Source organism: Stenotrophomonas sp. YJH_SMC_65 (assembly GCF_059369475.1).
Map to the genome: position 1 here is coordinate 23,986 of NZ_JCAFSR010000013.1, position 26,885 is coordinate 50,870.

Annotated in this window: 18 protein-coding genes; 8 read left to right on the forward strand and 10 right to left on the reverse strand. The window is 68.4% G+C overall.

What is annotated here, in order from left to right; genetic code table 11:
* Nucleotide 1: 1 nt before the first annotated feature.
* The gene (locus AC5P7A_RS19380; protein ID WP_014647349.1) at nucleotides 2–505 is read right to left on the reverse strand and encodes an RNA polymerase sigma factor; all 504 of its coding nucleotides are present in this window, start codon (nucleotides 503–505) and stop codon (nucleotides 2–4) included.
* Nucleotides 506–635: 130 nt separating this feature from the next.
* On the reverse strand, nucleotides 636–1,562 hold the full coding sequence (locus AC5P7A_RS19385; protein ID WP_014647350.1) for a LysR family transcriptional regulator: 927 nt from the start codon (nucleotides 1,560–1,562) through the stop codon (nucleotides 636–638).
* A gap of 149 nt (nucleotides 1,563–1,711) precedes the next feature.
* Between AC5P7A_RS19385 and AC5P7A_RS19390 the strand changes: the two genes are divergently transcribed.
* From AC5P7A_RS19390 to AC5P7A_RS19405, 4 genes are all read left to right on the forward strand, one after another.
* Nucleotides 1,712–2,578, forward strand: coding sequence for a pirin family protein (locus AC5P7A_RS19390; protein ID WP_014647351.1), 867 nt, complete (start codon nucleotides 1,712–1,714; stop codon nucleotides 2,576–2,578).
* 71 nt (nucleotides 2,579–2,649) lie between these two features.
* Nucleotides 2,650–3,330 carry a hydrolase gene (locus AC5P7A_RS19395; protein ID WP_014647352.1) on the forward strand — a complete coding sequence of 227 codons (681 nt, stop codon included), beginning with the start codon at nucleotides 2,650–2,652 and terminating at the stop codon, nucleotides 3,328–3,330.
* 55 nt (nucleotides 3,331–3,385) lie between these two features.
* Nucleotides 3,386–4,027: a hydrolase gene (locus AC5P7A_RS19400; protein ID WP_032962577.1), complete on the forward strand. Its 642-nt coding sequence runs from the start codon at nucleotides 3,386–3,388 to the stop codon at nucleotides 4,025–4,027.
* A 117-nt stretch (nucleotides 4,028–4,144) separates the two neighbouring features.
* A complete protein-coding gene (locus AC5P7A_RS19405; RefSeq protein ID WP_014647353.1) occupies nucleotides 4,145–4,543 on the forward strand; it encodes an OsmC family protein in 399 nt (132 codons plus the stop codon).
* A gap of 8 nt (nucleotides 4,544–4,551) precedes the next feature.
* On the opposite strand, the gene AC5P7A_RS19410 is transcribed toward AC5P7A_RS19405, so the two are convergent.
* The 6 genes from AC5P7A_RS19410 to AC5P7A_RS19435 form a co-directional block, all read right to left on the reverse strand.
* A complete protein-coding gene (locus AC5P7A_RS19410) occupies nucleotides 4,552–4,881 on the reverse strand; it encodes a hypothetical protein (protein ID WP_005409871.1) in 330 nt (109 codons plus the stop codon).
* A gap of 97 nt (nucleotides 4,882–4,978) precedes the next feature.
* Nucleotides 4,979–6,724, reverse strand: coding sequence for a putative porin (locus AC5P7A_RS19415; protein ID WP_111207007.1), 1,746 nt, complete (start codon nucleotides 6,722–6,724; stop codon nucleotides 4,979–4,981).
* Nucleotides 6,725–6,766: 42 nt separating this feature from the next.
* Nucleotides 6,767–7,432, reverse strand: a complete 666-nt coding sequence (tolA, locus tag AC5P7A_RS19420) for a cell envelope integrity protein TolA (RefSeq protein WP_136191784.1) — start codon at nucleotides 7,430–7,432, stop codon at nucleotides 6,767–6,769.
* A gap of 39 nt (nucleotides 7,433–7,471) precedes the next feature.
* Nucleotides 7,472–7,885, reverse strand: a complete 414-nt coding sequence (locus AC5P7A_RS19425; protein WP_005409874.1) for an ExbD/TolR family protein — start codon at nucleotides 7,883–7,885, stop codon at nucleotides 7,472–7,474.
* Nucleotides 7,886–7,895: 10 nt separating this feature from the next.
* A complete protein-coding gene (locus AC5P7A_RS19430; protein ID WP_111207002.1) occupies nucleotides 7,896–9,680 on the reverse strand; it encodes a DUF2341 domain-containing protein in 1,785 nt (594 codons plus the stop codon).
* 38 nt (nucleotides 9,681–9,718) lie between these two features.
* Entirely contained in the window at nucleotides 9,719–11,335 is a 1,617-nt protein-coding gene (locus tag AC5P7A_RS19435) for a ShlB/FhaC/HecB family hemolysin secretion/activation protein (RefSeq protein WP_495220518.1), read from the reverse strand.
* Nucleotides 11,336–11,536: 201 nt separating this feature from the next.
* Between AC5P7A_RS19435 and AC5P7A_RS19440 the strand changes: the two genes are divergently transcribed.
* Nucleotides 11,537–11,872 carry a hypothetical protein gene (locus tag AC5P7A_RS19440; protein ID WP_111207000.1) on the forward strand — a complete coding sequence of 112 codons (336 nt, stop codon included), beginning with the start codon at nucleotides 11,537–11,539 and terminating at the stop codon, nucleotides 11,870–11,872.
* A 90-nt stretch (nucleotides 11,873–11,962) separates the two neighbouring features.
* On the opposite strand, the gene AC5P7A_RS19445 is transcribed toward AC5P7A_RS19440, so the two are convergent.
* Nucleotides 11,963–12,439, reverse strand: coding sequence for a general secretion pathway protein (locus tag AC5P7A_RS19445; protein WP_014647359.1), 477 nt, complete (start codon nucleotides 12,437–12,439; stop codon nucleotides 11,963–11,965).
* Nucleotides 12,440–12,542: 103 nt separating this feature from the next.
* On the opposite strand from AC5P7A_RS19445, the gene gspH reads away from it, so the two are divergent.
* The 3 genes from gspH to AC5P7A_RS19460 are packed head-to-tail and all read left to right on the forward strand — an operon-like array spanning nucleotide 12,543 to nucleotide 13,959.
* Nucleotides 12,543–12,989: a type II secretion system minor pseudopilin GspH gene (gspH, locus tag AC5P7A_RS19450; RefSeq protein WP_046430958.1), complete on the forward strand. Its 447-nt coding sequence runs from the start codon at nucleotides 12,543–12,545 to the stop codon at nucleotides 12,987–12,989.
* Between the two features lie 8 nt (nucleotides 12,990–12,997).
* A complete protein-coding gene (gene gspI, locus AC5P7A_RS19455; protein ID WP_153643303.1) occupies nucleotides 12,998–13,348 on the forward strand; it encodes a type II secretion system minor pseudopilin GspI in 351 nt (116 codons plus the stop codon).
* Nucleotides 13,345–13,959 carry a prepilin-type N-terminal cleavage/methylation domain-containing protein gene (locus AC5P7A_RS19460; protein WP_346601182.1) on the forward strand — a complete coding sequence of 205 codons (615 nt, stop codon included), beginning with the start codon at nucleotides 13,345–13,347 and terminating at the stop codon, nucleotides 13,957–13,959. Before gspI ends, AC5P7A_RS19460 begins: the two co-directional genes overlap by 4 nt.
* Before the next feature lie 343 nt (nucleotides 13,960–14,302).
* Here AC5P7A_RS19460 and AC5P7A_RS19465 read toward each other — a convergent pair whose 3' ends face one another.
* Nucleotides 14,303–26,686, reverse strand: coding sequence for a putative filamentous hemagglutinin family protein (locus AC5P7A_RS19465; protein WP_495220519.1), 12,384 nt, complete (start codon nucleotides 26,684–26,686; stop codon nucleotides 14,303–14,305).
* Nucleotides 26,687–26,885: the final 199 nt, after the last annotated feature.

Here is a 26,885-nt window from a genome sequence, read left to right on the forward strand (position 1 = left end):
CTCATCGGCCCATTCCCCGCTGCTGTTGCTGGATCAGCAGCGCTGCGCGCAGCACATGCTTGCCGACCAGGCTCTTGGAGATCCCCAGGCGCGCGGCAATCTCGCGTTCGCTCAGGCCCAGGTAGCGGTTGAGCACGAAGCACTCGCGTACCTGGGCCGGCAGGGCCAGGATGGTCTGGGTGATCTCGCGCAGCTGCGCCTGGTCCAGCGCCTGCGCCTCGCCGTCGTGGCCTGCCTCGGCCATGCCGGTGGCGTACTCGGCCATCGCGCGCCGCTCGCGGGCGTCGGCCTGGCTGCGGTTGAGCGCGTGGTGGTAGGCCATCCGGTACAGATAACCGCGCGGCTCCAGGATCGGTGGATCGCCGGGCACGCTGCTGGCCTTCAGGTAGAGGTTCTGCAGGGTGTCCTCGGTGCTGGCCGGGTCGAGGTAGCGCGCGACGAAGCGGGACAACGCACGGCGCTCGCGGATCAGCAGCTCGACCAGCGCCAGGGCATTGGGAGACATAGGTGCCAAGGCCGGACCGGGGAATGATGGGCGTGATGGCGACGGTCCGGACGTGGATTGTGGGCTGCGGGGCCGCAGGCGGCAAGCCGCGCCACGAAAGCATCATCGACGCATGGCGTGGATGGAGGATCTACGGTTCTTCCAGCGCCTCGAAGCGTTCGGCGAGGTAGTCGATCAGCGCACGCACCGCAGGCAACAGGCCGCGTCGCGACGGGAACACCGCGTGCACGATGCCGTGCTTGGGCACCCACTCCGGCAGTACCGGCACCAGCGCGCCACTGGCCAGCTCGTCGCTGATCATCATCCGCGGCAGCATCAGCAGGCCCACCCCGGCCACCGCGGCGGTGCGCAACGCGATCATGTCATCGCTGACCAGCCGCGGGCGATGGTGCACGCTGGCCAGCACATCGCCCGGCCCGGTGTATTCCCAGGCATGCTGCTGGCTGGGCGATGCCAGATCCACGGTCGGCATCATCGCCAGGTCGGCCGGCACCTGCGGCGTGCCCAGCCGCTGCAGCAGCGCCGGGCTGGCACTGGTGCACCAGACCCGGCGCGCCAGCACGCGTACCACCAGGTCACTGTCCTCCAGCGGCGGCGGCCGCACGCGGATCGCCACGTCCACACCCTCGCCCACCACATCGACGCGCCGGTTGGTGGCGTCCAGCTGCACCGTCACCTGCGGGTGCAGGGCCAGGAAATCGGCCAGCATCGTGCCAATGCGCGCGTGCAGGATCGCGATCGGGCACGCCAGGCGGATTGTGCCGCGCGGCTCGGCACGTGACATCGCAATGGCTTCCTCGGCCGCTTCGGCTTCGACCAGCATGGCCTTGCAGTGGCGGTAGTAGTCCTGGCCGACCTCGGTGACCGAGAAACGCCGGGTCGAACGCTGGATCAGGCGCACGCCCAACCGTTCCTCCAGCAGCGCGATGCGCCGGCTCAGTTTCGACTTCGGCATCGCCAGCGCCCGGCCGGCCTGCGAGAAGCCGCCATGCTCGACCACCATGGCGAAGTAGAACAGGTCGTTGAGGTCACAACGGCGGATATCTGCGATGAACACGGGGCGATCTCCTGCGGCCACGGCCTGCAGACATTGTTCACCAGATAGGACTATGACGGCAAATACTGGCGTCTACCGGCCTTATTGTCACGGCGATATCGTCTTCGCAACGAAGAACAGCGGCCGGCAGCCCCGGCCAGGAGATCGCCATGAAGCGTGTCACCGGTACCTACAGCGCCCCCCGCCCGCACTGGGTGGGCGACGGATTCCCCGCCCGCTCGATGTTTTCCTACAACACCCACGGCCAGCACCTCAGCCCGTTCCTGCTGCTGGATTACGCCGGCCCGTACACCTTCGCCCCCAGCAATACGCCGCGTGGCGTCGGCCAGCATCCGCATCGCGGATTCGAGACCGTCACCATCGTCTACGAGGGTGAGGTCGCACACCGCGATTCGACCGGGGCCGGCGGCACCATCGGCCCGGGTGACGTGCAGTGGATGACGGCTGCCTCCGGCATCCTCCACGAGGAATTCCACACGCCGGAATTCAGCAGGCGCGGCGGCACGCTGGACATGGTCCAGCTGTGGGTGAACCTGCCGGCGCGCGACAAGATGGGCGCACCGGGCTACCAGACCCTGCTCGACGCAGAGATTCCCTCGGTGGATCTGCCCGATGGCGCCGGCCGCGTGCGGGTCATCGCCGGCCGCTTCCACGGTCATGCCGGCCCGGCGCGCACCCACACGCCGATGGATGTCTGGGACATCCGCCTGCAGCAGGGCCACCACACCGACCTGCCGGTGGCCGAGGGCCGCACGCTGGCGCTAGTGGTGCTGAAGGGCACGGTGCGGATCAACGGCGGCCAGCCGGTCGGCGAAGCGCAGCTGGTCACCTTCGACCGCAGCGGCGAGGACGTGTTCGTCGACGCCGACAGCGACGCCACCGTACTGCTGCTCAGCGGTGAGCCGATCGACGAGCCGGTGGTGGGCTATGGCCCGTTCGTGATGAACAGCCAGGCCGAGATCGCGCAGGCGGTCAACGATTTCAACAGCGGCCGCTTCGGCCAGATCGCGCACTGATCGTTTCAAGCGGCGGGCGATGGCCCGCCGCACCCTCCGGGCCATCGCCCGCTTTTTCCAGGAGACTGACCATGAGTACCCCCGCCAACTTCAACGGTGCCCGCCCGGTGATCGATCCGGACAACGCCGCGATGCTGCTGATCGACCATCAGAGCGGCCTGTTCCAGACCATCGGTGACATGCCGTTCACCCGCGTGCGCGCCCACGCCACCGCGCTGGCCAGGATGGCCACGCTTGCAAAGATGCCGGTGATCACCACTGCCTCTGTTCCGCAGGGCCCGAACGGCCCGCTGATCCCGGAGATCCACGACGCAGCCCCGCATGCCCGGTACGTGGCGCGCAAGGGCGAGATCAACGCCTGGGACAACCCGGAATTCGTTGCCGCAGTGAAGGCCACCGGCCGCAGGCAGCTGATCATTGCCGGCACCATCACCAGCGTGTGCATGGCCTTCCCGTCCATTGCCGCCGTTGCCGATGGCTATCAGGTGTTCGCGGTCATCGATGCCTCGGGCACCTATTCGAAGATGGCCGAGGAGATCACCCTGGCCCGGGTGGTGCAGGCCGGCGTGGTGCCGATGGACACCGCCGCGGTGGCCTCGGAGATCCAGCGCAGCTGGAACCGCGACGATGCCCAGCAATGGGCCGAGGTCTACACGAAGATCTTCCCGAACTACCAGCTGCTGATCGAAAGCTACCTGAAGGCGCAGGACGTGCAGAAGAACCACGAGCCGCTGGATTCGCAGCGCAGCTGACCTACGCCCGGGGTGCCGGCCCGCTGTCGGCACGCCTCTCAACCGGAGACCCATCATGTCCAGTGAACCGATCCGCGACCCGGCCAGCGATCATCTGCTGACCCCGCAGAACTCCGCGTTCATCATCATCGACTACCAGCCGGTGCAGGTGAACTCCATTGCTTCGATGGACCGCCAGTTGCTGGTCAACAACATCGTCGGCACTGCCAAAGCCGCAGTGGCTTATGGCCTGCCGATCGTGCATTCGACGGTGAACGTCAAGACCGGCCTGAACAAGCCGCCGATTCCGCAGCTGCGCCAGGTGCTGGGTGACTATCCGACCTACGACCGCACCACCATCAATTCCTGGGAAGACGTCCAGTTCCGCAGGGCGGTGGAAGCCACCGGCCGCCGCAAGCTGATCATGACCGCGCTGTGGACCGAGGCCTGCCTGACCTTCCCGGCCTTGGATGCGTTGAAGGAAGGCTATGAGGTGTATGTGGTGGTCGACGCCGTCGGCGGCACCTCGCTGGCCGCGCACGATGCCGCGCTGCGCCGCATCGAACAGGCCGGCGGCCAGCTGATCAGCGTGCCGCAGCTGTTCTGCGAGCTGCAGCGCGACTGGGCCCGTTCGGAAACGGTGCCGGCCTTCATGAACCTCTTCATTGAAACCGGCGGTACGGCGGGCATCCAGTTCTCGTACGATCGTACCGAGTAACCGGGTGGCGGCGCCGGTCCTGGCTGGCGCCGCCTTTGGGGAGCCGTCGAGCATGGCTCGACGCTACAGTGTGTTTAATCGAGCGTGGCTCGACGCCATGGATAGATGGAGAATGTGATGGCCTACGCACGCATTGTTTCGACCGCCGACAATTACCTGCACCACATCAGCAATGGCAGCGTCGATGTGGATGCGGACGAGCCCGCCTCGTTGGGCGGCCAGGGCAAGGGCTTCGCGCCGTTCGACCTGTACCTGGCCTCGCTGGCGGCGTGCACCGCCATCACCCTGCGCATGTACGCGCAGCGCAAGGGCTGGGACCTGGGCGAGTTCCATGCCGAGCTGCGCTCGGAACGTGATGAGGACGGGCGCCTCCACGTGCACCGCGTGCTGCATGCCAGTGCCGAGCTGAGCGATGCGCAGTGGCAGCGATTGCTGGAGGTGGTGGAAAAGACCCCGGTGACCCTGGTGATGCGCGAAGGTGCACGCATCACCAGTGAGCGTGGGGCGGCGGCGTAACAGAGGGCTCAGCGCCGTGAATGCAGCACCGTGCGCTGGCGCATCGCGTTGAATTCCTGCTCCACCTGCTGGATGTCTTCGGCCTGGAACCCGGCGGCATCCAGCAGCTGGTCGGCGGCCGCGGCCGCCAGCGGATCATCGTCACGCTGGCGCCAGCAGCGCGCCGGCAGGAAGTAGCCCACTTCGCTGCGCCCGCGCATGATCACCACCGGCCGGCCCGCGTACAGCAGGAACTCGGCCAGGTGCTGGCGCAGGCCCTCCACGGAAACATAGGCCGGTCCAACACCCAGCATCTGGCTGGACGGTTCGGGACTCTCGAACAGCTTGCGACGGCTCATCCACTCCTCCTTTTGAACAACGCGTGGTCTCCTTTCCCTAGACGGGCGCATCGCTGCGCCCCCGCCACGCACTACGTGATCCGCATCACGCCGTCACTCAGAAGCCGGTATTGAACTCCAGCTGGAACACGTCGATCGACAGCGGCGCACCGGACACTTCCTTGGCCGCCATCCACTTGCCGCTGATCCAGCTGCGCGCATCCAGCGCGTAGGCACCGCCCACGTAGTAGCCGCGGGCGTTGGTGCCGCCGAGGTGGAAGTTCGGATCGTTGTAGGCATCCGGCAGCGCATCGGCCTCGATGTGCTTGTAGCCCAGCAGCGCCTGCCACTGGCCCTTCTCCTTCAGCTCGGTGGCACCGAAGGTGGCCTGCAGCATCCATGCCGTGTCGCCGCTGCGGAAGGTGTCGATGCTGGCGGCACCACCGGCACCGTAGTTGTTGACGATGCCGTTGTTGGCGCGACTGAACATCGCCTGCTTGTCGTAGGCCAGGTTGCGGATGTAGTCGCCTTCAAGGCGCAGGCCGACGTCCTGGGCCAGCTGCGTATCCCAGCGCAGGTTCAGCGTGGCCAGGCGGAATGCCGAGGCCAGGCCGACATACTGCGGGGTGGGCGTATTGGCCGGATCCAGCGGATTGCGCGCGATGTCGCGGATCAGCATCAGGGTGTTGCCCTTCTGCATGAACGCCGGACGCGACCAGTCGGTGTCGCAGCCCACCGCGCCCGCATACAGCGCGCACGGCGAGGACAGGCGGCCGCTGATGTTCTTGAAGTCGTAGTAGCCCAGTGCCGCGCGCAGCGCGTTGTCGTCATTGAAGCGCCAGTTCACGCCCACCTGCGCCCCGGACAGCCACTTGTTCTCGTTCGGGGTCTTGACCCGGCTCTGGCTGGGCGCGCTGTCGGAGGTGTATTCCAGCGGTACCACCGCCAGGTTGCCGAACAGGCCGAGGTCGCCGCCGTCGAAGTCGTACTTCAGGTTGGCGGCCAGGCCATCGAAGTTGAGGTCGTTGGAGAACAGCGTGTCGCTGGTCCAGAACGGATTGCCGAAGCGGCCGCCGCGCACCGTCACCCAGTCGGCCGGGCTGTAGGCCAGCCATGCCTGGTCCAGCCATACATCCTTCTTGCTCAGGCCGCCACCCAGCTGCTCGGTGGTCGACACCGGGCCATTGCTGCTGCCGCTGGCCAGGCGCACACCGGCCGTGGTGTGCTGGCCGATGGTCGCCTCGATGCCCAGGCGGGCGCGGATGCGCCACAGGTTGCGGCGGTCCTGGCGGGTGTTCAGCAGTGGTGGCAGCTGCAGGTTGGTGTTGGTGTTGGTGTCGAAGCCGTTGCCGGAATTGATCGACGACCAGTTGCTCACGATATCGCTGTTGCGTTCGGAGAAGAAGCGCGATTCGCTGCGCACGCGCATGTCACCGGTGACCTTGATGCGCTTGGTCCACTCAGCCACTTCGTTCGGTGCCGCCCAGCCCTCGGACCTGGCCTGCGCCATTACGTCCTGGCGTACTTCGTCACGGATGCCGTCGCGCACGCTCTGCGGCACGTAGGGCACGCGCACGTCGCCGGCCTCCAGGGCGACACCGCCACTGGCGGCCGAGGTCGCGGTGGCTGCGCTGCGCTGGGCGGCCGCCGCTTCGGCCTCGGCCTGCACCAGCAATGCCTGGCCGTCTTCTGGTTTCAGTGCGCCGCTGGCGATAAGGCCCTTGATCAGCTTGACCATGGTCGTTTCGGCGGCCATCGCACCGGCCGGGGCGGCCAGGCTGAGCAGCACGGCGCAGCACAGCAGCGCCCGTCGGGCCGGCCGCGGGCGGCGGGAATCGGTTCGTGCGCGGACGTGGTCGTTCATCACGGTTCTCATCGAAAGAAGGGAAATCACGGAGGTCGGGAATCAGGCCCCGGGCCGGCGGCCCTGGATCAGGACGCGGGCGGGGAAATCAAGCGACGGTGGGGGTGCCTGGTCGACCTTGCCGATGCGACGCAGTGCATCGAGCACGGCCGCGTCGGCCTCCTCGTTGCCACTGCCACGCACCAGCTCGACCTTTTCCAGGCGGCCATCGCTGGCCAGCCACACATTCACCTGCAGCTGGAACGCCAGGCGCTTGACCCTGTCGTCGCGCGAGATCGCCTGCTGCATCAGGTAGCCGAGGTAGCGCCCATAGGTGGCATTGCCGGCACCGCCGCGACCGACGCCGGACGAACCGCCACCACTGCCGGACTGGATGCCGAAGTTGTCACCGCCGGCCTGCGCATCGGCGTTCATCGTCACCGGATCGGCATTGTCCGGAGTCGGTACCGGCTCTTCAGCCGGCGTCGGCTGCTCCAGCGGCTCCGGTTCGGGCATCGTCTCCTCCGGCGGCGTTTCCGGCTCCGGCGGCTTTTCCGGCGGCGGCGGGGGTGGCGGAGGCGCTGGCGGCAGCGCCAGCATCGGCGGCTGCACCACCGGCCGACGGGTGCTGGCGGTGTCCTTGAACAGCATCCACCACACGGCGATGCCGAGCACCAGCAACGCGGCCAGCACCAGCGCGACAGTCACCAGCAGCTGGCGACCGCGCATGCCGGGCTCCGGCCGAGGGGGTTGATGGGCCGTCATGCCTCAGCCCTGCGCCTTGCCGGTGACCAGGCCGACCTGGGCGAGCTCCAGGCGCCGCAGGAGGTCCAGCACCTCCACCACGCGGGCGTACTGCACCTGCGCGTCACCGCGCACGATCACCGGGAAGTCCGGCGTGGTCGCGCGCTCGGTACGCAACCGGTCTTCCAGCTCGGCCATCGTCACCGGGTAGGCATCCAGGAACACCTGGCCGCTGGGGTCGATGGTGATCGCCTTGGTCTTCGGCTTCTCCAGCGCAACGCTGTTGCTGGCCTTCGGCAGGTTGACCTCGATGCCGGGGATGGAAGCGTTGCTGGTCAGGATGAAGATCACCAGCACCACCAGCAGCACATCGACGAAGGGCGTCACGTTGATGCCCTTCTCGCGCTTCTTGATGCCGAACTTCGCCTTCTGGCCCATGGCGCGCCCCTCAGCCCTGGACCGCGGCCGGGCCGCGCCCGTCCTGCTCTTCGGCCAGGCGCGCGGCGAATTCGTCGATGAACACCGCCATGTCCGCACTGATCGCTTCGGCACGCGCGCCCAGGTAGTTGTAGCCGAACAGCGCCGGGATCGCGACGCCGAGGCCGGCGGCGGTACACAGCAACGCCGCGGCCATGCCCGGTGCCACCGAGTTGATGTCCACCGCGCCGGCCATTGCCGCAACCACGAACACCAGCATGATGCCGATCACGGTGCCGAACAGGCCCACGTAGGGCGCGCCTTCGATGGTGGTCGACAGCCAGTTCATGCGCCGCGCCATCGCTTCCTGCTCGCGCACCATCACCGCATCCATCGAGGCGCGGATCGCCGCGATGGTGGCACCACTGAGGTAGCCGCTGTTGCCATCGCGCTGGTGGCGTTGCTGCATTTCATCGATGGCCACCTGGTAGATGCGCCACAACGAGCCATCGTGCATGGCGGTCGGCGCCTTGCCCTGGCGGTCCATGTCGGACAGGGTGCGCAGCGGTACGCCGGACAGCTTGCCGAAGCTCTCGGTGAACACCGCATTGGCCTTGCTGGTACGGCCGAAGTGGCGGCTCTTGGCGATCATGATCGCCCACGACAGCAGCATCATCAGGCCGAGGATGGCGACCACCACCCAGGCATCGAACGGCATCGCCTTGAGGATGAAGGCGAAGTGGCTCTGCCCGGCGGACTGCTCGTCGGCGCCGTAGCTGACCAGGCGCGAGTCGGCGCCCTGAGCGGTGGCGTCGGCCAGCAGCAGCGCGGCCGGGCGTGCCACCCGCGAAATGCGCAACTCGTCCAGGGCACCTTCGAAGTTGGCCAGCGGCTGCGCCGCGCCCGGCGCATCGGCGCCGACCACCGGCGCGGTGGCCAGCGCCGGCAGCGCCCCGCTCAGCTGGGCAGCTACGCGCCCATTGAGGTACAGCTGCAACGCGCCCTTCTCTGCCGTCAGTGCAACATGCGCCCACTGCCCTTCCGGAATCGGTTGCGCCGGCGTGCTGCGCTGGCCATTGAGCTGCACGAACGGCACGCGGTTCTCGATACCCAGCACCAGTTCGGAAGCACCATCACGGCGGGCGTAGATGGCTTGAGCCGCATTGTTGCTGCCCGGCTTGATCCAGGCCGAAACGGTGAGCGGCGCGCCCGCTTCCTGCGCCAGCGACGCGCTGGCCGGCAGCGGCAGCGGGCCGGCGCCCAGCTGCACGCCGCGGCCGATCACCGCGCCTTCCGACGGCGGCACCACCGCACCGGCATTGTTGCCATAGGCGGTGGTGTCGCGTGCCGGCGCATTGGCCTCGGCAAAGTGGTAGACCAGCGTGTAGTCCGGATCGAACACCTGCTGGCCGTTGCCGCTGGCCGGGGCTTTTTCATTGCCGTAGTACATCCAGATGGTCTGCGGCGCGGCGGCACTGACCGCCGGCAGGTCCACCCAGACCAGGGCCAGGCCCAGCGTGGGATCGAACTGCTCGATCTGGTGGGCCAGCACGGTACGGCCATCACCCGAGACGAAGCGAAGGTCGTTGCCCGCATCCTGGGTGCCGTCGAAGCCGAAGTTGCCGGTATGCAGCCGCAGCAGCAGTGGCGTGCGGCCCGGGTCACCGGCCAGGCCCGCGCCCTGCGGGCCGGCGTCGACGGTGATCGGCTTGCGGTATTTCCATTCGGCCTGCCACCAATTGGCATCGGCCGCAGCCGCCGGCAACGCAACCAGCGCGGCCAGCAGCAGCAATACTCGGGAAAGCAAACGGTCCATGCGAAGGGTCTCCGGAGAACGCATGTTCAAGGGAAGGGTCAGTAGCTGGTGCTGATGTTGAAATGCAGGCGCGGGTCGTCCTTGCGCGTGACCGGGCCATCGGCATAAGGCCAGGCGTAGTCCAGGCGCAGTTGCAGGTGTTCACCCAGGCGCAGCTGCGTGCCCAGGCCGACCGAGGCCAGGTTGTACATGTCACGCTGCTCGGGCAGCGGCCGGCGCAGGCGCAGGTAGGCCGCGTCGGCGAAGCTGTAGACACGCAGATCGGTGCCGCTCCACAGCGACCACGCCGGGGTGCGCCATTCCAGGCTGGCCAGGCCGCCGTAGTCGCCGATCGCCTCGGCCGACAGGTAGCCACGCACGGTGTACATGCCGCCAGCAGCGAACTGCTCGGCCGACACCAGTGGCGCATCGGTTACCTGCAGCGAGCCACGCGCATACCACTGCCAGTCATTGCTGAAGGTGTGGGTGTTGGCCACGTCGGCCTTGACGGCCACGAAGCTCGGATCAGCCCAGTAGCGCTTCTGCCCGAACGCGGTGGCGTCGCTGCCGTAACCGAACAGGCGGCGGGTACCGGCCACCAGCTGGGTGTTGATGCTCAGCTGATCCTGCTCGCCTTGGCGCACGCCGACGAAGGCCAGGGTGATCGGCGCATACTTCAACGGTGTCTTCAGGCTGTCCTTGCCCATCTGCGTGTCTTCCTCGGTGTCCTTGAAATCCACACCGAGACTGAGCTGGCGCCACCACTGGCTGCTGCCGGCAAGGCGGTAGTTGAGCTTGAGGCCGATCGAATGGCCGTTGCCGATCACGTTGGTGCCGGTGCCGGTACCGACCTGCCCGCCTGCATTCAACACGCGGCTGTCGGATCTGTAGCCGGAGGCTTCCAGGCTCCACGGCGTGCCTTCGAACGGCATCGTGTACGAGGCCGAGAACACCTTGGCCTGCTTTGTATCTTCCGGCGCCAGGTACACGCCGATGTTGGCGCTGTGCCCGCGCTTCCACAGGTTGTCGTAGGCCAGCGACGCACTCAGGCGCAGCTTCTCGGTGTCGGCACTGTGGTCGTTGTTGAGTGACGCGCTGGCACGCCACGGCGACTTCTCCTCGACCTGCAGGTCCACATCCATCGTGCCCGGCACCTGGCCTTCGCGCACCAGCGGCATCACCTGGCGACGCCCGCCTTCGTTCAGTGCGGTCAGTTCCTTCTGGGCCTGGTCGAAGTCCGGCACCTTGCCCTCGGCCAGTGCCGGTACGCGATCGCGTATGCGGTCGGGCGATTCGTGGCGGGTGCCGACCACGCGCAGCTGGCCGATCGGCGTCTGCTGCACCTTCAGCAGCACCACGCCGCCACTGACCTGCTGCTCGGGGAGTTCGACGTAGACCGACTGGTAGCCCGCCTGCTGGTACAGCGCGTGGACCGCATCGCGCGCCTTCTCGACATCGGCCAGGGTCCTGCCCGGGCCGAGGAACGGCTCTACCGCCCGTTCGATCTGACGCGGATCGAGCACGGTGTTGCCGCGCACGATGTATTCATTGATGTTCACGCTGGGCGCAGGCGCTGCCTCCTGCGCGAACAATGGCAGCGGCATCGCGGCCAGCGCCAGCACCAGCGGATGCAGGCGCAACGGAAAGCGGACGGCTCGGCACGGAACAGGAGTCATCGAAGGCATCGCGTCGTATCGGAGGGAGTGGCCAGGGAGCGGCGCGTGGGTCTACCAACAGGACGTGCACGTCGCGTCAAAACCGCCACCAGTTTTGTGACAGCACTGTCATCTTGTGACAGCGCCAGAGCACTCGCCGGCGTAGACTGCCCTCGCCACACGTCTTCATTGCAGAGCGTCGGTTGTTGCAGGAGATTCGAGATGAGTGAGCCATTGAAGACGGGCCTTCGCCCTGCCCTCGCCCTTGCCTTGTTGCTGGCGTTGCCATCGGCCTGGGCCGGAGAGGCGAAGAAGCAGGACGGTGCTGCGCCGTGCATCGAAGTACAGGTCAACGGCGAGCGCATCCCGGCGTGGGAATGCCTGCAACGCAGGCTGGCGCCGGCGCCGAAATCGGCGAAGTCAGCGGCGCTGCCGGATGCCGAACGCCTGATGCGGCAGCCCGGCAACCAGCTGATGCAGTACAACCTGGAAGGCACGCGGCAACGCATGGGCGATGCCTTCGGGCGGTCCGTGGTACCGCAGCGTCCGGCGCGATGAACCCATGCATCTGCAGAGCCGAGCCCACGCCCGGCTGCGCCTGCACACCTTTCAACGGCCATGCAGAGGCAGCCGAGCGCGGGCTCGGCTCTACCGAGCGCCGCCCTGCGGAGCGGCCGGCACGATGCCATCGTTCGGCACCGGTGGCAGCGCGGGCACCGGCAGGCTGCGCGATTGCCCAGCCTGGTTCAGTTCCACCGCGTTGGCGCTGATGCTGGCCAGCACCGTACAGGGCCCAAGCCGCTGGCCGGGCGCGTAAGCCTCCGGCGGGCGTCCATCCACCGACAACAGGGCCAGGGGCGCGTGGTCACCCGCCATCACACCCAGCACGACCACCTCGGTCTGCACCGCACCGGGCGACAGCAGCCGCACCAGCGGCAGACTGGCCACCGCATCGAACAGCGGCCGGGCCGGCGCATCGGCATGCGCTTCGCTGGCTGCCGCCGCAGGCGCCACCGCAGACAGGGTGACGCTCCAATAGGCCACCACCGCCAGCAGCAGGGTGGCCGCCAGCAGGGTCAACATCCGATTGCGATCCCAGCGCCTGCCATCCATGTTCCGCACCATCGCCACGTTCGTGTCCGCCCACGCTAGCAGCCGCCGCTGACGCTTTTGTTTCATCATGCGGGCCTACGCTGGCAGGCATCGACCTGGACAGGAGGCAACGTCGATGCAGCACGTGCCGCGTGGTTTCACCCTGCTGGAACTGATGGTGGTGCTGGTGATCATCGGCATCTGCACGGCGGGCATCGGCCTGGGCCTGGGCGGCCTGCTCGACCCCGCGCGCCAGCTGCGGCAGGAGGCCGAACGACTGGCGCAGCGCCTGCAGGTGGCGCGCGACGAGGCCCGCATCGATGGCCGCCCCCTGCGCTGGCAGGCCGACGCCGCCGGCTACCGGTTCAGCAGGCGCGAAGGCACCCGCTGGGTGGACGTGCAACGCGACGACCTGCTGCGCCCACAGTCATGGCAACCGGCCGGCATCGTGGTGCAGCCGGCCACCCCGGTTGAACTGAGCCCGGAGTGGATCGGCGTGGCATGGGAACTGACGTTGTCGTTGCAGGGCCGCCAGCTGCGTCTTCGTGACGATGGCAGCGGACAGTTGCAGGTCGTGCAGTGAAGCGGAACATGCGCGGATTCACCTTGATCGAAGTGCTGATCGCACTGGCGATCGTTTCGATTGCGCTGGCTGCGGTCATGCGCTCGGTCGCGGTGGCCACCGACGATCAGTCACGCCTGCGCGACCGTCGCCTGGCGCTGTTGTGTGCGCAGGACCGCTGGCAGGAGCTGCGCCTGGCCGGGCAGCCGCCGCAGGATGCACGACTGCGCTGCGTGCAGGGGCGAAGCAGTTTCCTGGTGCTGCAGCATATCGGCACGGGGAGTGACGGACAGCCGCAACTGGAACTCAGCGTGGCTGCCGAAGATGCACCGCGGCAGTCGCTGGCGCGGATGCAGCTGCCGTGGACCGCGGCGCAATGAAGCGTACCGCCGCAGGCTTCACCCTTATCGAGGTGATGATCGCGATCACCATCATGGGCGTGCTGGCGCTGATCTGCTGGCGAGCGCTCGACAGCGTGGCCAGCAGCGACCAGCGCCTGCGCCGGGCCGATGCCGAGACCACGACGGCACTGCGCGTGCTGCAGCAGTTCCAGCGCGATATCGAGATGCGTGCCGACGATGCGCTGATGAACGGCGCTGTGCGCCCGGCGGATCGTGCGCAGCGACTGTTGCCGCCTTCGCTGGTGAGCGAACGGCATCCGGATGGCAGCTTTGCGCTGGAGATCACCCGCAGCGTCGACAGTGATGGGCTGCGCTGGCAGCGGGTGCGCTGGTGGCGGCAAGGCAACACGCTGTGGCGCGCCAGCGGTACGGCGACGGACCGCTATCCCCTGCCCGCGCCGGTTCCTTCGGAAGGCATTGCAGTGGCAAAGGATGTGCAGCGGTTCGAGGTGCGCGCCTGGCAGCCCGGGGCCGGCTGGGCGATGCTGCCGAGCGAGGGCGAGGTGCTGCCGGCCACCGGGCTGGAACTGCGGCTGGGCCTGCGTGACGGGCGTGGACCGCTGAGCTACCGGCGCGTGCTGGAGCTTTAGGGTTCGTTCGTGGCACCGCATCCACGCATGGCGTGGATCTACTGCCGAGCGGCTTCTACTGCCCGGCCTGCCCTGGTGGGTGCCGACCGTTGGTCGGCACTGAGGCTGGTCCGGGCATCTGCGCATGCCGTGGACCTACTGCCGAGCCTGCCGCCGGGCGCGCTCCTGCGCCCGGCGGCGCCGTGTCGGTGGTCCTCACCGCTGATGGCCGCTCCCTGCCGTCCGTGCCATCCTGGCTGGGGCCGCTGCCGTTCCGTGGCGGCTGGCCCGGTCGCATCCACGCATGGCGTGGATCTACTGCCGACCTTGGTGGGCAGCAACGTGTGCCGACCAAGGACGGCACCTATCGGCGCTGCGTGCCCTCGTCGCGCCTTGCCTGCGGGAACTGGAAGGCACTGTTGGCGTCATAACCGCTGTTGGCAGTGTTGCCACGCGCCGGCGGATTGATGGCGCTGGTACCACTGCCGAAGCCCAGAATCTGCACGCTGATCACCGACGGCTGGTTGCGCCGTGCCTCGTCCTGGCTCTTGCGCATCACATCCTGTGCCGCCTGGCTGGCGCTGTTGGCTGCCGCACTGGCCGAGGCCAGCGCATTGACGTTCACCGATGCCAGCACCGGCAGGCCCTTGCTCTCGCCCTGCACCTGGATGTTGGCCGCGTTGAGCACCTGCAGCGCCGCCAGGTTGATGTTGCCCGAGACGCGGATACCGGCCTCGCCCGCATCGATGGTGCCCAGCGGTGCGATCAGGTCGACGTCGCCCGGCGGTACTTCGGCAATGGGGTTCAAGGTCGCGATGCCGGCACCGCTGGCCGGGGCCTGCGGCGACAGGATCACATTGCCCCAGCCGTCATAGACGCGGCGCGGTGGCGTGTACAGCAACGTCGTCCGCGAACCACGACCGGCATTGATGTCACCCTGCTCCGACCACGCCAGGATGTCGCCACCGAAGGTGGTCATCACCCGCGACAGGCCGAGCAGCACGCTGTCCTGGCTGAACAGCCGGATATCACCTTGCCCCTGGGTGACAAGGCCGGCGCTGGCGGGTGGCACCACGCCCTGCACACCGATCACGATCTGCCCACCCGGTGCCATCAGTTCGATGTTGCCGCCCGCCTCGGTACGCACGCCGGAGCCACCGTACACCACGATATCGCCGGTACGGTCGATCGTCGCACCGGCCGCATTCCTGTCCGGCATCAGCGTGGCGATGGCTTCGCGCCCACGCAGGTAGGAGCCGAAGCGGGGCCCTTCTGCATCGGTATACTCGCGTCCACCTTCGCGCAGCTCGGCGTAATAGACCTGGCGCAGGAAGATGCGCTGCTGTTCCTGCGGCAGCGCATCGAACGCGGCCAGCGCCCCGTCGCCGTCGGCCGCCACGCCGAAGCGCTGCTGCAGCCACTGCTTCAGCTCCTGGTTGTAGACCTTGACTGCCTTGCCCGGCTGCGATGCAAGCGATTGCGCGGGATCGGCAAGGTTGGCAGGGTGCAGATAACGGGCACGCAGGGCCGCGAAGTCGATCTGCTGGTTGCCGGCCGTCAGCGCGATGCTGGCGCCGGGACGGGTGTCGCCCTGCACGATGCCACCGAGGCTGGCGATGCTGCCCGCATCCTCCTGGCGCAGCTGGCGGCCGGCACTGATCTCGACGTTGCCAGGGCCGGCAATGGTCGCATTCAGATGCACGATGTCGCGGCCCGCCGTCGCCACCGTGATGTCGCTGGGTGCGGTGTTCAACGCGGTCATCGACACCCCGAGGATGTCCCGGCCTGCCCGCAGTTGCACGGCGCCGGCGGCCTCGAACCAGTTCAGTTGCGTGCGCTGCCCCGCGTTGACATTCAGCGTGCGCTGGGCGCCGGTGGCCAGACCCATGATGTCGCCCTGCACCGCGTAGAAGCGGCTCGGCGCCAGTGCCGCAGACACAGTGGACAGCGGCGTATTCGGACCGAATGCGAACAGTGGAAGCGACCCCGCCGGCGATGCCGTGTTGCCGTCGACGGACAGGTTGTGCCGCGAGCGGGTCACATTGCCTGCGGAATCCCCCTGCTCGGCCATGAATGCCGGGTCGAAGGGTCCCGGCAGGCGCGCGTCACTGGCCGAGCGCGCGATCTGGGTCGCGCCAGGCTGGGCGAAGATGCCTCCGCCGGCCAGGACGTCCAGCCGTCCTGTCGCCGAGGGTGCCAGCAGAATCACATCCTGCGTCCCCGGCGTGGTGCTGATCCGGTCCAGCTTGATGTCACCCTGCGCAGCAATGGCGCTGAAGCGCGAAGGATAGAGCCAGTAATTCAGCAGATCATCGCCGCCACGCACAACAAGCTGGACCTGCTCCCGCCACAGATTGCTGCCCGTCACGTTTTCCGGCCCGGCGAGGCCTGGCGCGAGGTCACCACCGGCACTGAACAGATCCACGGCCGTGTTGGCGGTCCACAGGGAGAACCACGTACTGCCTGCAGCGCGCGCGCCGTCATCCTGCAGCACCGCGCTGTAGTTGGCCAGCGGAACCCGGCCGGCATCGGCGACGCCGCCGAGCACCACATCGCCCCGCGCCTGCAGCTGCGCGGCGGCGTCGCCCAGCACCAGCACCGGCCCGCCCATCGCGCGGGCGGCGTCAGGCGCAAACAGGTCTGCCGCCCGCTGCTTACCCAGCGTCGCGTAGCTTTCCAGGGTGACGCCCATTGCACCGATGCGCCCCGCATCGAGCTGCAGGCTCCCACGCAGGTTGCTGAAGGTACCGTTGAGGTCGAGATTCTGTCCCGCCCTGGAGGGGTTGAGGCTGGAGATCGTCGCCTGCAGGTTCGGATTCAGCGCGCCACCGATACGCAGCTGCAGGTCGCCGCCGCCGGTCAGGTGCAGCTGGCCATCGCTGACCCGGCCGGTCGATCCCACCGCAGCAATGATCGCACCCGAGCGCGGTGCGATCGTCGAGACCAACGCGTCACCTATCGCATCGCGCACGCCGGCGTCACGCCCGGCCTCCAGCGTCAGGTTGCCCCCGCCCAATGTGCCGAAGCCGGTGAAACCAACCATCCGTGGAGAGGCGCCAGCGGCAGCGGACACGTTGGTGTAGGCGCCAAAGTTCACCCACCAGCTGGTCGGCACCGGCTCCACCCCAGTGGTGCCGCCGGTACCCTGCCGCCACAGCCAGTTGCCGACCGCGGCACTGGAGTACAGCGCCCAGTCGCGATCGCTGCTGCCCGACTCTGCGCGCGCGGTCCAGGCGTCGCCGACGATATCGCGCCCGGCTTCGACGCGCAGGTTGCCACCATGATCCGGATACCAGGCCTGGTAGCTTGCCATCGCGGCGTCATAGCTGCCCGGCACCAGGTTCGGTCCCAGCACTGCGGTGTTCCAAGGGGCCGCTGCACGGGGCGAATTGAAGGCAGCGTCGCGGCCCCCACCCAGCGCGGCGGGAGTGCCGGCGGTGTAGACGCCATAGCCTGACTTCATCACGACGTCACCGGCCGCGAGCAGTTCCATGTCGCCCCTGCCGGTGCGCAGTACGCTCCACGCCGGCGTCCCTGCGCGCTTGCCGTAAGTGGTCACTTCGGTCTGCGTGCCGCCGCCGGCGCAGTAGGTGGGCGCGGTGCTGCAGAACTCGTCTTCGGTCATGCCAAACATCGCGGCGAAGTCCTTCGCAGGAGTGCCTGCGTAGGACTCGTCGCCCCAGTAATCCAGCGAGCCCTGCGCGGCCACCTGGCGGGGTGCCGGGCCGCAGTAGTCGGCCGACATCGCGCAGAACTCGTCTTCGGTGAAGCCGAACATGTCGGCCAGCTCCGCGATCGGACGGCCTGCATAGGAGGTGTCGCCGATCCAGTCCAACGATGCCTGCTCGGTCAACGCGCGATCCCCCACCCAGATGATTTCCGTCTTGACCGTGCCGATCGAGCCCTGGTGGGTATCGGCCAGCACCACGCTGCCATCGCTGCCCCAGCGCCGGCTGCGTGGGTCGGCTGCCCCGGCATCGGCGCCGGCAACAACGGTCAGGTCCCAGGAGGTGGTGCCCTCGGCCAGCATCGGCGCCAGCGCCCAGTTGCGCCCCTGGTTGCCGCCGGCATCGGCCGGCCTCAGATTCACCGGCGCGTCGCCGGGCAGCTCCACCTTGGTCAACGACGGGATGTACGCGCCCACCTTGAGCGCGACTTCGCGTGCCAGGCGCAGCGCAACCGGCAGCACCGCGCCGGCGGGCCACTCCTGTGCCGCCATCTGTACCGCACTGCGCAGGCGGAAGCCGGCTCCCAGCCGCGCACCGGCCGCCAGCATCAGCGGCTCCTGCAGCACGGTGCCCGCGGCCAGCGTCTGCCCGGAGTCGGTGGTCACCGCCGCACCCAGCACCGTGCCTGCAGGCAGCCGCAGGTTCTGCGAGATCACCATCGGCGCGGGCAGCACGGTACCGACCGGAAGCGTTACCGATTCGACCGGCACGTCATAGTTCAGGCGGGTGCCGGCCTGGAACTCGGTGCCGGGCTGCAGCTTCACTCCGTCCACCGGCACCACCAGCCCACCGCCAAAGGGGGTGTGCCCCGCGCTGCCATTGCGGCCCTCGTACAGCTGCCAGCCGCCCTCATCCGGCGTGGACGGCGGCGCTGCGAACCCATCGTTGATGCTGCCGTAGACGTTGATGTTGCCTTCGGCGCGCAGCACCAGCGAGGCCGATTCGCCGAAGCCACGCCGCGATGGATCGGCGCGGTTGGCATCGGGGCCATAACGGTAGCCGGACAGATCGATGTCGCCGGCGATGGTCAGGTCGCCGTCCGGGTTGGCGTCGCTGCGCCGCGCCAGCACCTGCACGCCGGGACGAAGGCGGACATCGCCCAGCGCCCGCGTGCGCTGCTGCAGATCCGCGTTGCCCAGCGCACCATCGATCCAGGCCACGCTGTGCGGATCGACCACCCGGTCCAGCCACTGCTGGGTGACCAGCTGCGCGCGGTTGCCGCGCACGTCAGCGGTGGTTGCCAGGGGCGCATCGTCGTAGCGGCGAACACCATTGAGCTGGATGTCGGCCGCGCCATCGATGCGCAGGCCGGTGGCCGCGGCAATCGCCGCGTCGTTGCTGCCCAGCCGCGGCACATCGATCTTCAGCGTGCCGCGCGGGGTGCCATCGTTCTGGCCAGGACGTCCACCAACGGCAACGTCGCTGCCCGCACGCAGGTCCAGCTGCGCCGCGCTGCCCAGGCCGACGGCACCTTCGACGCTGCCCAGCGTGATGATGGCCCGGTTGGGACTGTCGATGATCTTGCCATGGCTGTCCACGCGCAGGCCGGTACCGTGCGCGTCCAAAGTGCCGTCCACCTGCAACTGATCGCGGGCGTACAGGCGGATGCTGCCGACCTGCTCGCCGCTGGCATCGATGCGGCCGGCCACGGTCAGGCTGCCCGCATCGACGCTGATATCGACCCGGCGCGCCTTCACTTCGTCGCCGATCCGCAGATCGCCCTCACCGATCTGGAAGCTGCGACCGCCGACGACGCCGCCGGCAGTCAATCGCTGGTTGAGGCCGGCGAAGTCCTGCAGCTGGCGTGCCCGCACCACCAGTTCGCCACCGTCATAGGGCACCAGCGTGCCACCGGCATCGTAACGACCAGTGGCGGCACCCTGCAGAACACCGGCCAGATCGGCTCGGCCGGCCATTGCGGTGACCGTCAGGCGTCCGCCGCGGTTGTTGCGTGCGGAAACATCGATGCGGGAGGCCGCATCGGCGCGGATGTCACCCGTGTCGCTGGACAGCAGGATATCGCCGCCCCAGCTGAACTTGTCCACGTCGTACAGCGAGACCTTGCGTCCGGCCAGATCCAACTCGGCCCGGCTGCCAAGCGTGATGCCCTGGCGTGCGTTCGCCGACAGCCGTCCGGACGCCAGCGCGACCGTGCTGTCCAGCGTGATCCGGTTGGCGTCGATGCTCAGCTCACTGCCCAGTGCATCGCCACCCGCCCTGCCGGCGCCCCCCTGCAGGCGGAAGTCGCCGCCGGTGCGCACGCGCAGCTGCGCGGCGGGATCGGCGGCCAACAGCGGTGTATCGATACCGAGGTTGCCTCCGCTGTACTGCCACCCCTTGTCGGCCAGATAGTCGCCACGCTGCTGGAATACGTCCAGCGTGCCCTGCGCGGAGAACGACAGCTGCTCCGAAGCCCTCAGGTTCAGCGCACTGAAGCCGAGCACCTGCCGGTTCGCAGGTACTTCAGAGCTGGGACGGCTGAATGGCGCCCGCCCCAGCTGCAGCTGCCGGGTGACGATGTCCAGTTGCCCGGCCCCGAGCCGGTCCACCATCGGATCGGCCGGCGGCACCGTCGCGTCGCTGCCCGGCGCCTGGCCCGCCGCCAATGAGCCGTCCCAGACCAGCGTGTCCACCAGGATGCGCGCGCGGTCGGTCGCCGCACCGTAGCCGCGGATGGCCTGCGCACCGAGCACAAGCGTCTGCAGGCCACTGCGGCCGGTGGCACTGTCGCGCGCATCCAGGTCGACGCTGCCGAACACGTTGACAGACTCCCGCGCGACCAGACTCAACGTGTCCAGCGCCGGCGCGCCGGTCGCATCATTGCCGCGCAGCAGTTGTTGCAGCACGGACTGGTTCATGGTCATGCCACTGGGCAGCGCCCCGGCCGCAGCGGCCTGGGCGATCGCTTCGGCACTGCCGAGGTTCAGCGCCGCCATGCTCAGGCCGAGCTGGCGGGTGCCATAGCTGGCCGAGTCGCGCATCTGCAGCGCGCCATCGGTCGCTACCGCGATGCTGCCATCGGAAACCAGCCGCGTCTGGCCGTCGCACGCCGCCTGGCATCCGCCGATGTCGATCGCCACCGGACCGGCCTCCACCCCGGTGGTGCCGGTGATCAGGTTCAGGCGCTGGTTGGACACCGCCAGCAGGCCGCCGGAGACCTGGTAAGGCAGCGTCGCGCTGGCATTCGCGTTGGCGGATGCGAACGGCAGTGTATCGAGGGTCGCACCGGCCTCGACCAGCACGCCACTGCCACCGGAGGCCGCTGCCACCAGCACTTCCGGTGCGTTCAAGGTGACGCCGGAACGGATCGCCACGCTGCGCGCCTGGCCGGTCACCGCAACCTGCGAGGCCTCCTGGTTGAACTGCCCGCCGATCATCATCCGCGCCGGCAGGAAGGCATTGAGCGCGTCGTCGCTGAAGGTGGCGCCGCGATCACGCGCCTGCGATGGCGCGCTGCCATCGACGATCTCCAGCGAACCGACCGCCGGGCTCGCCAACGTGGCTGCCAGCGTGCCACCACGCCCCTTGTCGGTGGCAGCCGCGAACCGCGCGGTGCCGGCGAAGTGGATGGCAGGCGTGTCTGCACGACCTGCACCTTCGCCCAGCGCAAGGGTCAACCCGAGCGCATCGATGGTCTGCCAGCCACGCGACTCGCCGCGGCGGTCAGCTACCGATTGCGCGAAGCTGTTGTAGGAGGTTTCGTTGTAGCCCGAGTGCCGGCGTACCACGGCCGCGGGAGTCAGCAGGATGTCGGTGAGCAACGGCGAGATTGCCGCGCCCAGCGCCGTGCGCTGCTGCCCGGACACACGCCAGGTGCCGGTGCCGGTCGCAATCGGTTGCACGATGCCGGAGGTGCCGGTGGCGCCCAGCTCCACCCGGAATGCGCCGGGCTGCAGCGCATAGCTTGCCGGCATCAGCGTGTAGGTGCCGGCCGCCAGGCCGGGCACGCCAGCCGGCACGGTGATCTGCTGGCCCACCGCCGGAGTTGCGAACCCTTCTTCGCCACTGGGGGCGAACGCCCCGGCGCGTCCCGGTACGATCGCGTACACCGGGTTGCCCGACGCACTGAACCCGTAGCGCGGGTTGGCGTCGGCCAACGCCGTACGCAGGACGTCGACAGAGCCACCGCGTCCTGACACGAAGGCGGCGCCGGTCAACTCACCACCGCCGGACATGTCCAGCAGGGCCCCCGGCGCCACCTCGATCTCGTTGGCCTTCAGTGTCACCCCCATCGAGGAGATGCCGGCCGGCGTCAGCGAACCCAGGCTGCGCGTACCGACCCGCCAGTCAACACCATCGACGGTGCCACCATAGGGCAGCGACAAGCCGGCGCCGCTGGTCGAAGTTACGCTGCCTGGCAGCAGTTCCACCCGGCTGCCGACGGTTCCGTTCTGTATCAGGCCACCCAGCTGCAGCGTGCCCATCGGCGCCTGTACGTTGCCGCCCTGCTGCACCGTGGCGGCCACCAGGCGAAGCGTACCCAGCGCCGATTCCGGCGCCGGCTTCGTGTCCGCACCGGTGCCGTGGATGCGCAGCACGGCATCCGGATCGGACCAGTAATCAGCGGTCTGCACGGTCTGCGCCGACGCGCCGGCCACCAGCGTGCCGACCGCGCCTGTGGTGGGATACAGGCGCGCAGCGGTCACGTCCATCGAACCAGCCGTCATCAACGCGCTGGTGTTGCCACTGCTGGCAATGCCGTTGGTCAGGCGCACGTCACTGCGGCTTTCCAGCGCCACATGCTTGAAACCCGGCAGCCAGGTGACGTCGCGGATGTCGATCAGCCCGGCGTGCACCGCCAGCGCGTGATCTTCCGGCCCGGACGAAGCGACCGCGGCGGTGCCCTGCAGGTTCTCGCCCGGCATCTGGCGCCAGCGTGCCTGCGCCAGGCGAACGTAGGGCGCACTCAGTCGCAGCCCCGACGATGGCCCGGCATCCACGGCCATGCCCAGGCTCGAAGTACCCTGGCCGTGGATGCGCAGGCTCTGGGCCAGGCGCAGGTCGACGTCGCCGACCGCGCGGATGTCACCGAACACGGACAGATTGTCGAAACCGCCAGCCTGCAGCTGCTCGACCGACAACGCGGCGTGGCCATACTCCAATGTGGCCGGCAGTGGCTGCCCCGGTGCGCTGTGCTGGCTGAGGGTGATCGCACGTGACCGCAGTACCTCCTCGCTGGCGCCACGTGCATGGATGCTGCCGCCAAAGGCCAGCCCCAGGGTGCCGCCGCGTGCGCCGGCACCGCCGGCGGCCGCATCCATCCCGCCGTCCAGGTACAGCGCATTGGCCGAGCGCAGCACGATCTGCCCGCCATCGCTGTCCACGCGCACGCGGCCCTGGCCGTCGACGTCCAGCTCGGCCGACGCGCCCCGCGCCTGCAGGCGCGCACCGCGTTCGACCACCACGAAGGCTTCCGGTGGTCGGTTGTCGACGAACGCTGTGGTCTCCCAGTCCAGCGCCCCGCCAATCTCGATGCGTCCACCCGCGCGCACCTGCCCGCGCAGACGGCCGCTGGAATCGGGCAGCGAAATCGCGTCTGCATCGGCATCCAGCAGCGCGCCTTCGGCGAAACGCCAGGTGCGTTCGGTGCGCTGCCCGGCGTACAGCGCGTTCTCCGGGCGCACATCGTCGATCAGGATGCGTCCGCCCTTCGCGCGCAGCGTGCCTTCAACATCGATGTTGCCCGCACCAAGCAGCGAGATCGTCTGCCCTGGATCGACCGCCACCAGTGCATCCTTGCCGACCCGCAGGTCACCGCCCACGCTGTTGCGCTCCGAACGCAGGCTGATGCTCGCACCCGCGCGCTGGCTGACGCGCCCGCTCGACGGATCGGCGCTGTACAGCGGCGCGTCCCACGCCGCCAGTGCGGACGCCCGGTCGGTCGCCATCCGCGCGTCCTGGGTCAGGCGCAGGCCTGGCAGGGCAGCGACCAGCCGCGCGCCATCGGCCACCTCCACGCCGTGGTGGCCATTGATGTCGTACTGCGCGAAGCCACTGCCGAACAGGCCGGGGTCCAGTCGCAGCGACGCGCCCGCCAGGTCCGCATCGCCCACCCGCACCTGGCCACCGGTCCCCAGCGAGAAAGAACCACCGCCCTGTCCTCGACCACTGAACCGGCTTCCCTCACCCAGTTGCACCCGGCCACTGCCGTCGGTCGTCACCGTACTGCTGTTCGCCTGCAGGCTGACGCTGCCGCCTTTGCCGATATGGGCCTTGCCGCGCAGGTCCAGCGCAGCACCGGCCTCGACCTCAACCGTTGCCTTGGCGCCCACGGCCACGTCATGACTGTTGCCCAGGCTCAGGCGGCCGCCATCCGTCCAGGCACCGCTCGCGTCGCGCGGCATCGCCAGTGAGGCGTTGCTCCATTCGCCGGAGAGGTCGATCCGCGTGCCGTCGGCAATGACGGTGCGGGCGCGGCCATCGTGCAGCAGCGCCGTCGGCCGGCCCTGGACATCCAGCAGGTTGCCCGCCGACAACTGGCCGCCGGCAATGCCGATGTCGCCTGCCAGCTCCACCTCGCTGCCGGTCAGGTTGAGCTGCCCGCCGGCCTGAAGCCGAAGGCTGCCGTCGATGCGGATGCGATCGGCGGTCGCCAGGTCGATCCGCCCCCACTGCTGGGCACTCAGCTCTGCGATATCCAGCCACACCGTGTCACGCCGCTCCTCGTTGACCGGAGCCGCCAGCGACCACGCCGTCTTCGTCGGAGCCTTGTCACCCAGGCGCACATCCGAGCCGAACACACCACTGCGGCCCTGGCCGTCGTAGCGCCCCAGGTACAACTGTGCATTGCGCGCGACCGCCGTCTGCGCCTGTGCATAGCCATCCAGCGCGGCATCCGGCCTGCGGTTCTGCTGCGCGCCCTGGAAGGTGGCAGTCTCAACCTTTCCATCCAGCACCGCGGTCGGTGCGGAGACGATCAGCCGTCCTGCATCGCGGCCGACCGTGTACCCGTTATCGACCCGCTGCGCCGCGAATACGATCGGATCACGGAAGGTCTCGGTGATGCCCCAGCGTTCCTGCTTCACCTCATGGCCGCTGTACAGGCCATCGAACAGCATCTCCGCTGGCGCCTCATCAAGACGGTAGACCTGGCCATCAACGCCGCGCACCCAGCTCTGCCGGACCACGCCGCTCTGCACATCCAGGCTGCCGCCGGCAAGGTTGATGCGTGAGCCACCCTGCGTGATCACTTCCCTGCCGCCCAGCAGGACGGTGCCTCCCTGCGCAGCCCATTCGCCGATCGAGTGACCCTGGTTGTCGAGGTAGCCCCCCACTTCCAGCAAGCCGCCTGCGGCGTACCAGCGCTCACCCTCGTAGCCCCCGGTACCGGCCGGAACGTGGACCAGCCTGCGGCGGTCGACCCAGACTTCGCTGCTGGTCAGCTTGCCGCTGTCGCGGTTGTCCAGGGCATCGCGCAGTTCGTTGCCCTGCACCTTGACCTGGACATTGTTGCTCTCCATCGACACCTGCACGCCCACTGCGCCGGACACGTCCACGCGCGCGGCATCGTCCACGTAGCTACGGGCCGCCGCATCGGCAATGATCTGGCCGCCCGTGGCAACCGTCAGCGAATCCGCGCTGAAATGGATGTTGCCACCCGAGACGATCTCCACCCGCGACTGGTCCCGGCGATCATTGTGCTGGGACAGATTGTCGAAGGTTGCCGAACGCGCGCCAGCGCGGATCGCGTCCTGCTCGGCCGATTCCTTGATTAGAGCGTCGCGCTGCGTATCCAGCACCGTGGTCTTGCCATCGTCCTCGATCAGCACCGCCGTGGTGGCTCCGTCAGCAAGCGTGACGCTGCTGCCTGCATCACTGGCCGAGGCCAGAAGATGCACGGTGCCGCGCTGTGCAAGCGTGGTGCTGGCCACGGCCACACCGGCCTGCTCGACGCTGCGTCCGGCCAGGGTCACGTCACCCTCGAGTGCGCGCAGCAGACCGGTATTGCGCACGCTGCCAGCCCTGCTGCCAGCGATGAAGCGCGGCGCGATTTCATTGCCGCGGGTGGTGGAACTGGTGTTGGTGGCCGTACCCACGCCGCGCCGGATCACGAAACTGTCACCTGCTGCGAGCTGCACCTGGCCCTTGCGCGCTTCGATCTGGCCAGCATTGTCCACGCTGTGCCCGGCCAGCAGCACGTAGCCACCGCCGCGCGTCGCACTGGTCGGCTCATGGGTCGCGATGCGCGCGCCCCGCTCCACCATGACCTTGCCGAATGCATCGCTGAGCGCGCTGCTGCTGGCGTCGGGGCTGTACAGGCCGTTGTCGCGGAACTGCGCATCGCTGATCCGTGCTGCAGCCGCCAGCAGATTGCGTACATTGACCTGGCTGTTGTTGCCGAACACCACGCCGTTGCGGTTGGCCACGAACACCGTGCCACTGGCCTTCAGCTGGCCCAGGATCTGGCTGGGCCGCGCCTGCGGATCGTTGACGCGGTTCAGTACGGCCCAGTCAGGGTTCTGCAGGAAATTCAGCGTGGTGTTGCCGCCGATGTTGAAGGTCTCCCAGTTCAGGATCGCCTTGTCCGCGGTCTGCTCTACCGTGACCTGCACCCTCCCGTCGCTGCCCTGCGACTGGATCGCGTCGCGCGCATTGAGCCAGCCACGGGTCAGCGGGTTCTGGTCGACGCTCAGGCCGTCCTTGCCGAGGCCATCGGCGACGATGAAGCCAGCCTCGCGGCGCGCCTGCCGGGCCTGTTCCTGCAGGCGCTGCTGCAGGGCAATCGCCTGCGCCGCAGTGCCAAGATTGTCGATCGACTGCTGCAGCTTCTGCCGTGCCGCATCCTGCTGCTGGGCCGGCAACTGGAACTGGATCGGCACGCCGTTGGGCATCCGGCCACTCTGTGCCGCGCTGCCCTGGGCCGCACCCCGTTCGGCGAACCAGCCCGGAGTGAACGCCTGCTGCGCCTGGCTGGCCGGGGCTACCATGCTCCCCAGTGCGACCGCGATGGCCCACGCCATCGGATGATTGCGGCGCATCGACGCGGTCGGATGAACAGCGGACGGGAGCGGGTGCGACATCGGAACCTCATCAACCTGGTGGGCCGCAGCTGCGGCGACGATCGGGGAGGCACACGCAACGCATGCCCTGCCATTGATAGACGGTTCACGCGAGACGAAGCCGACAGCCAAACGCTGCAACAGCGGCACCGTCGCGGAAATGGCGACGCCGGCCCAGAGGCCGGCGTCGGGTCAAGCAGGATTCAACCCGTGCTGCGGA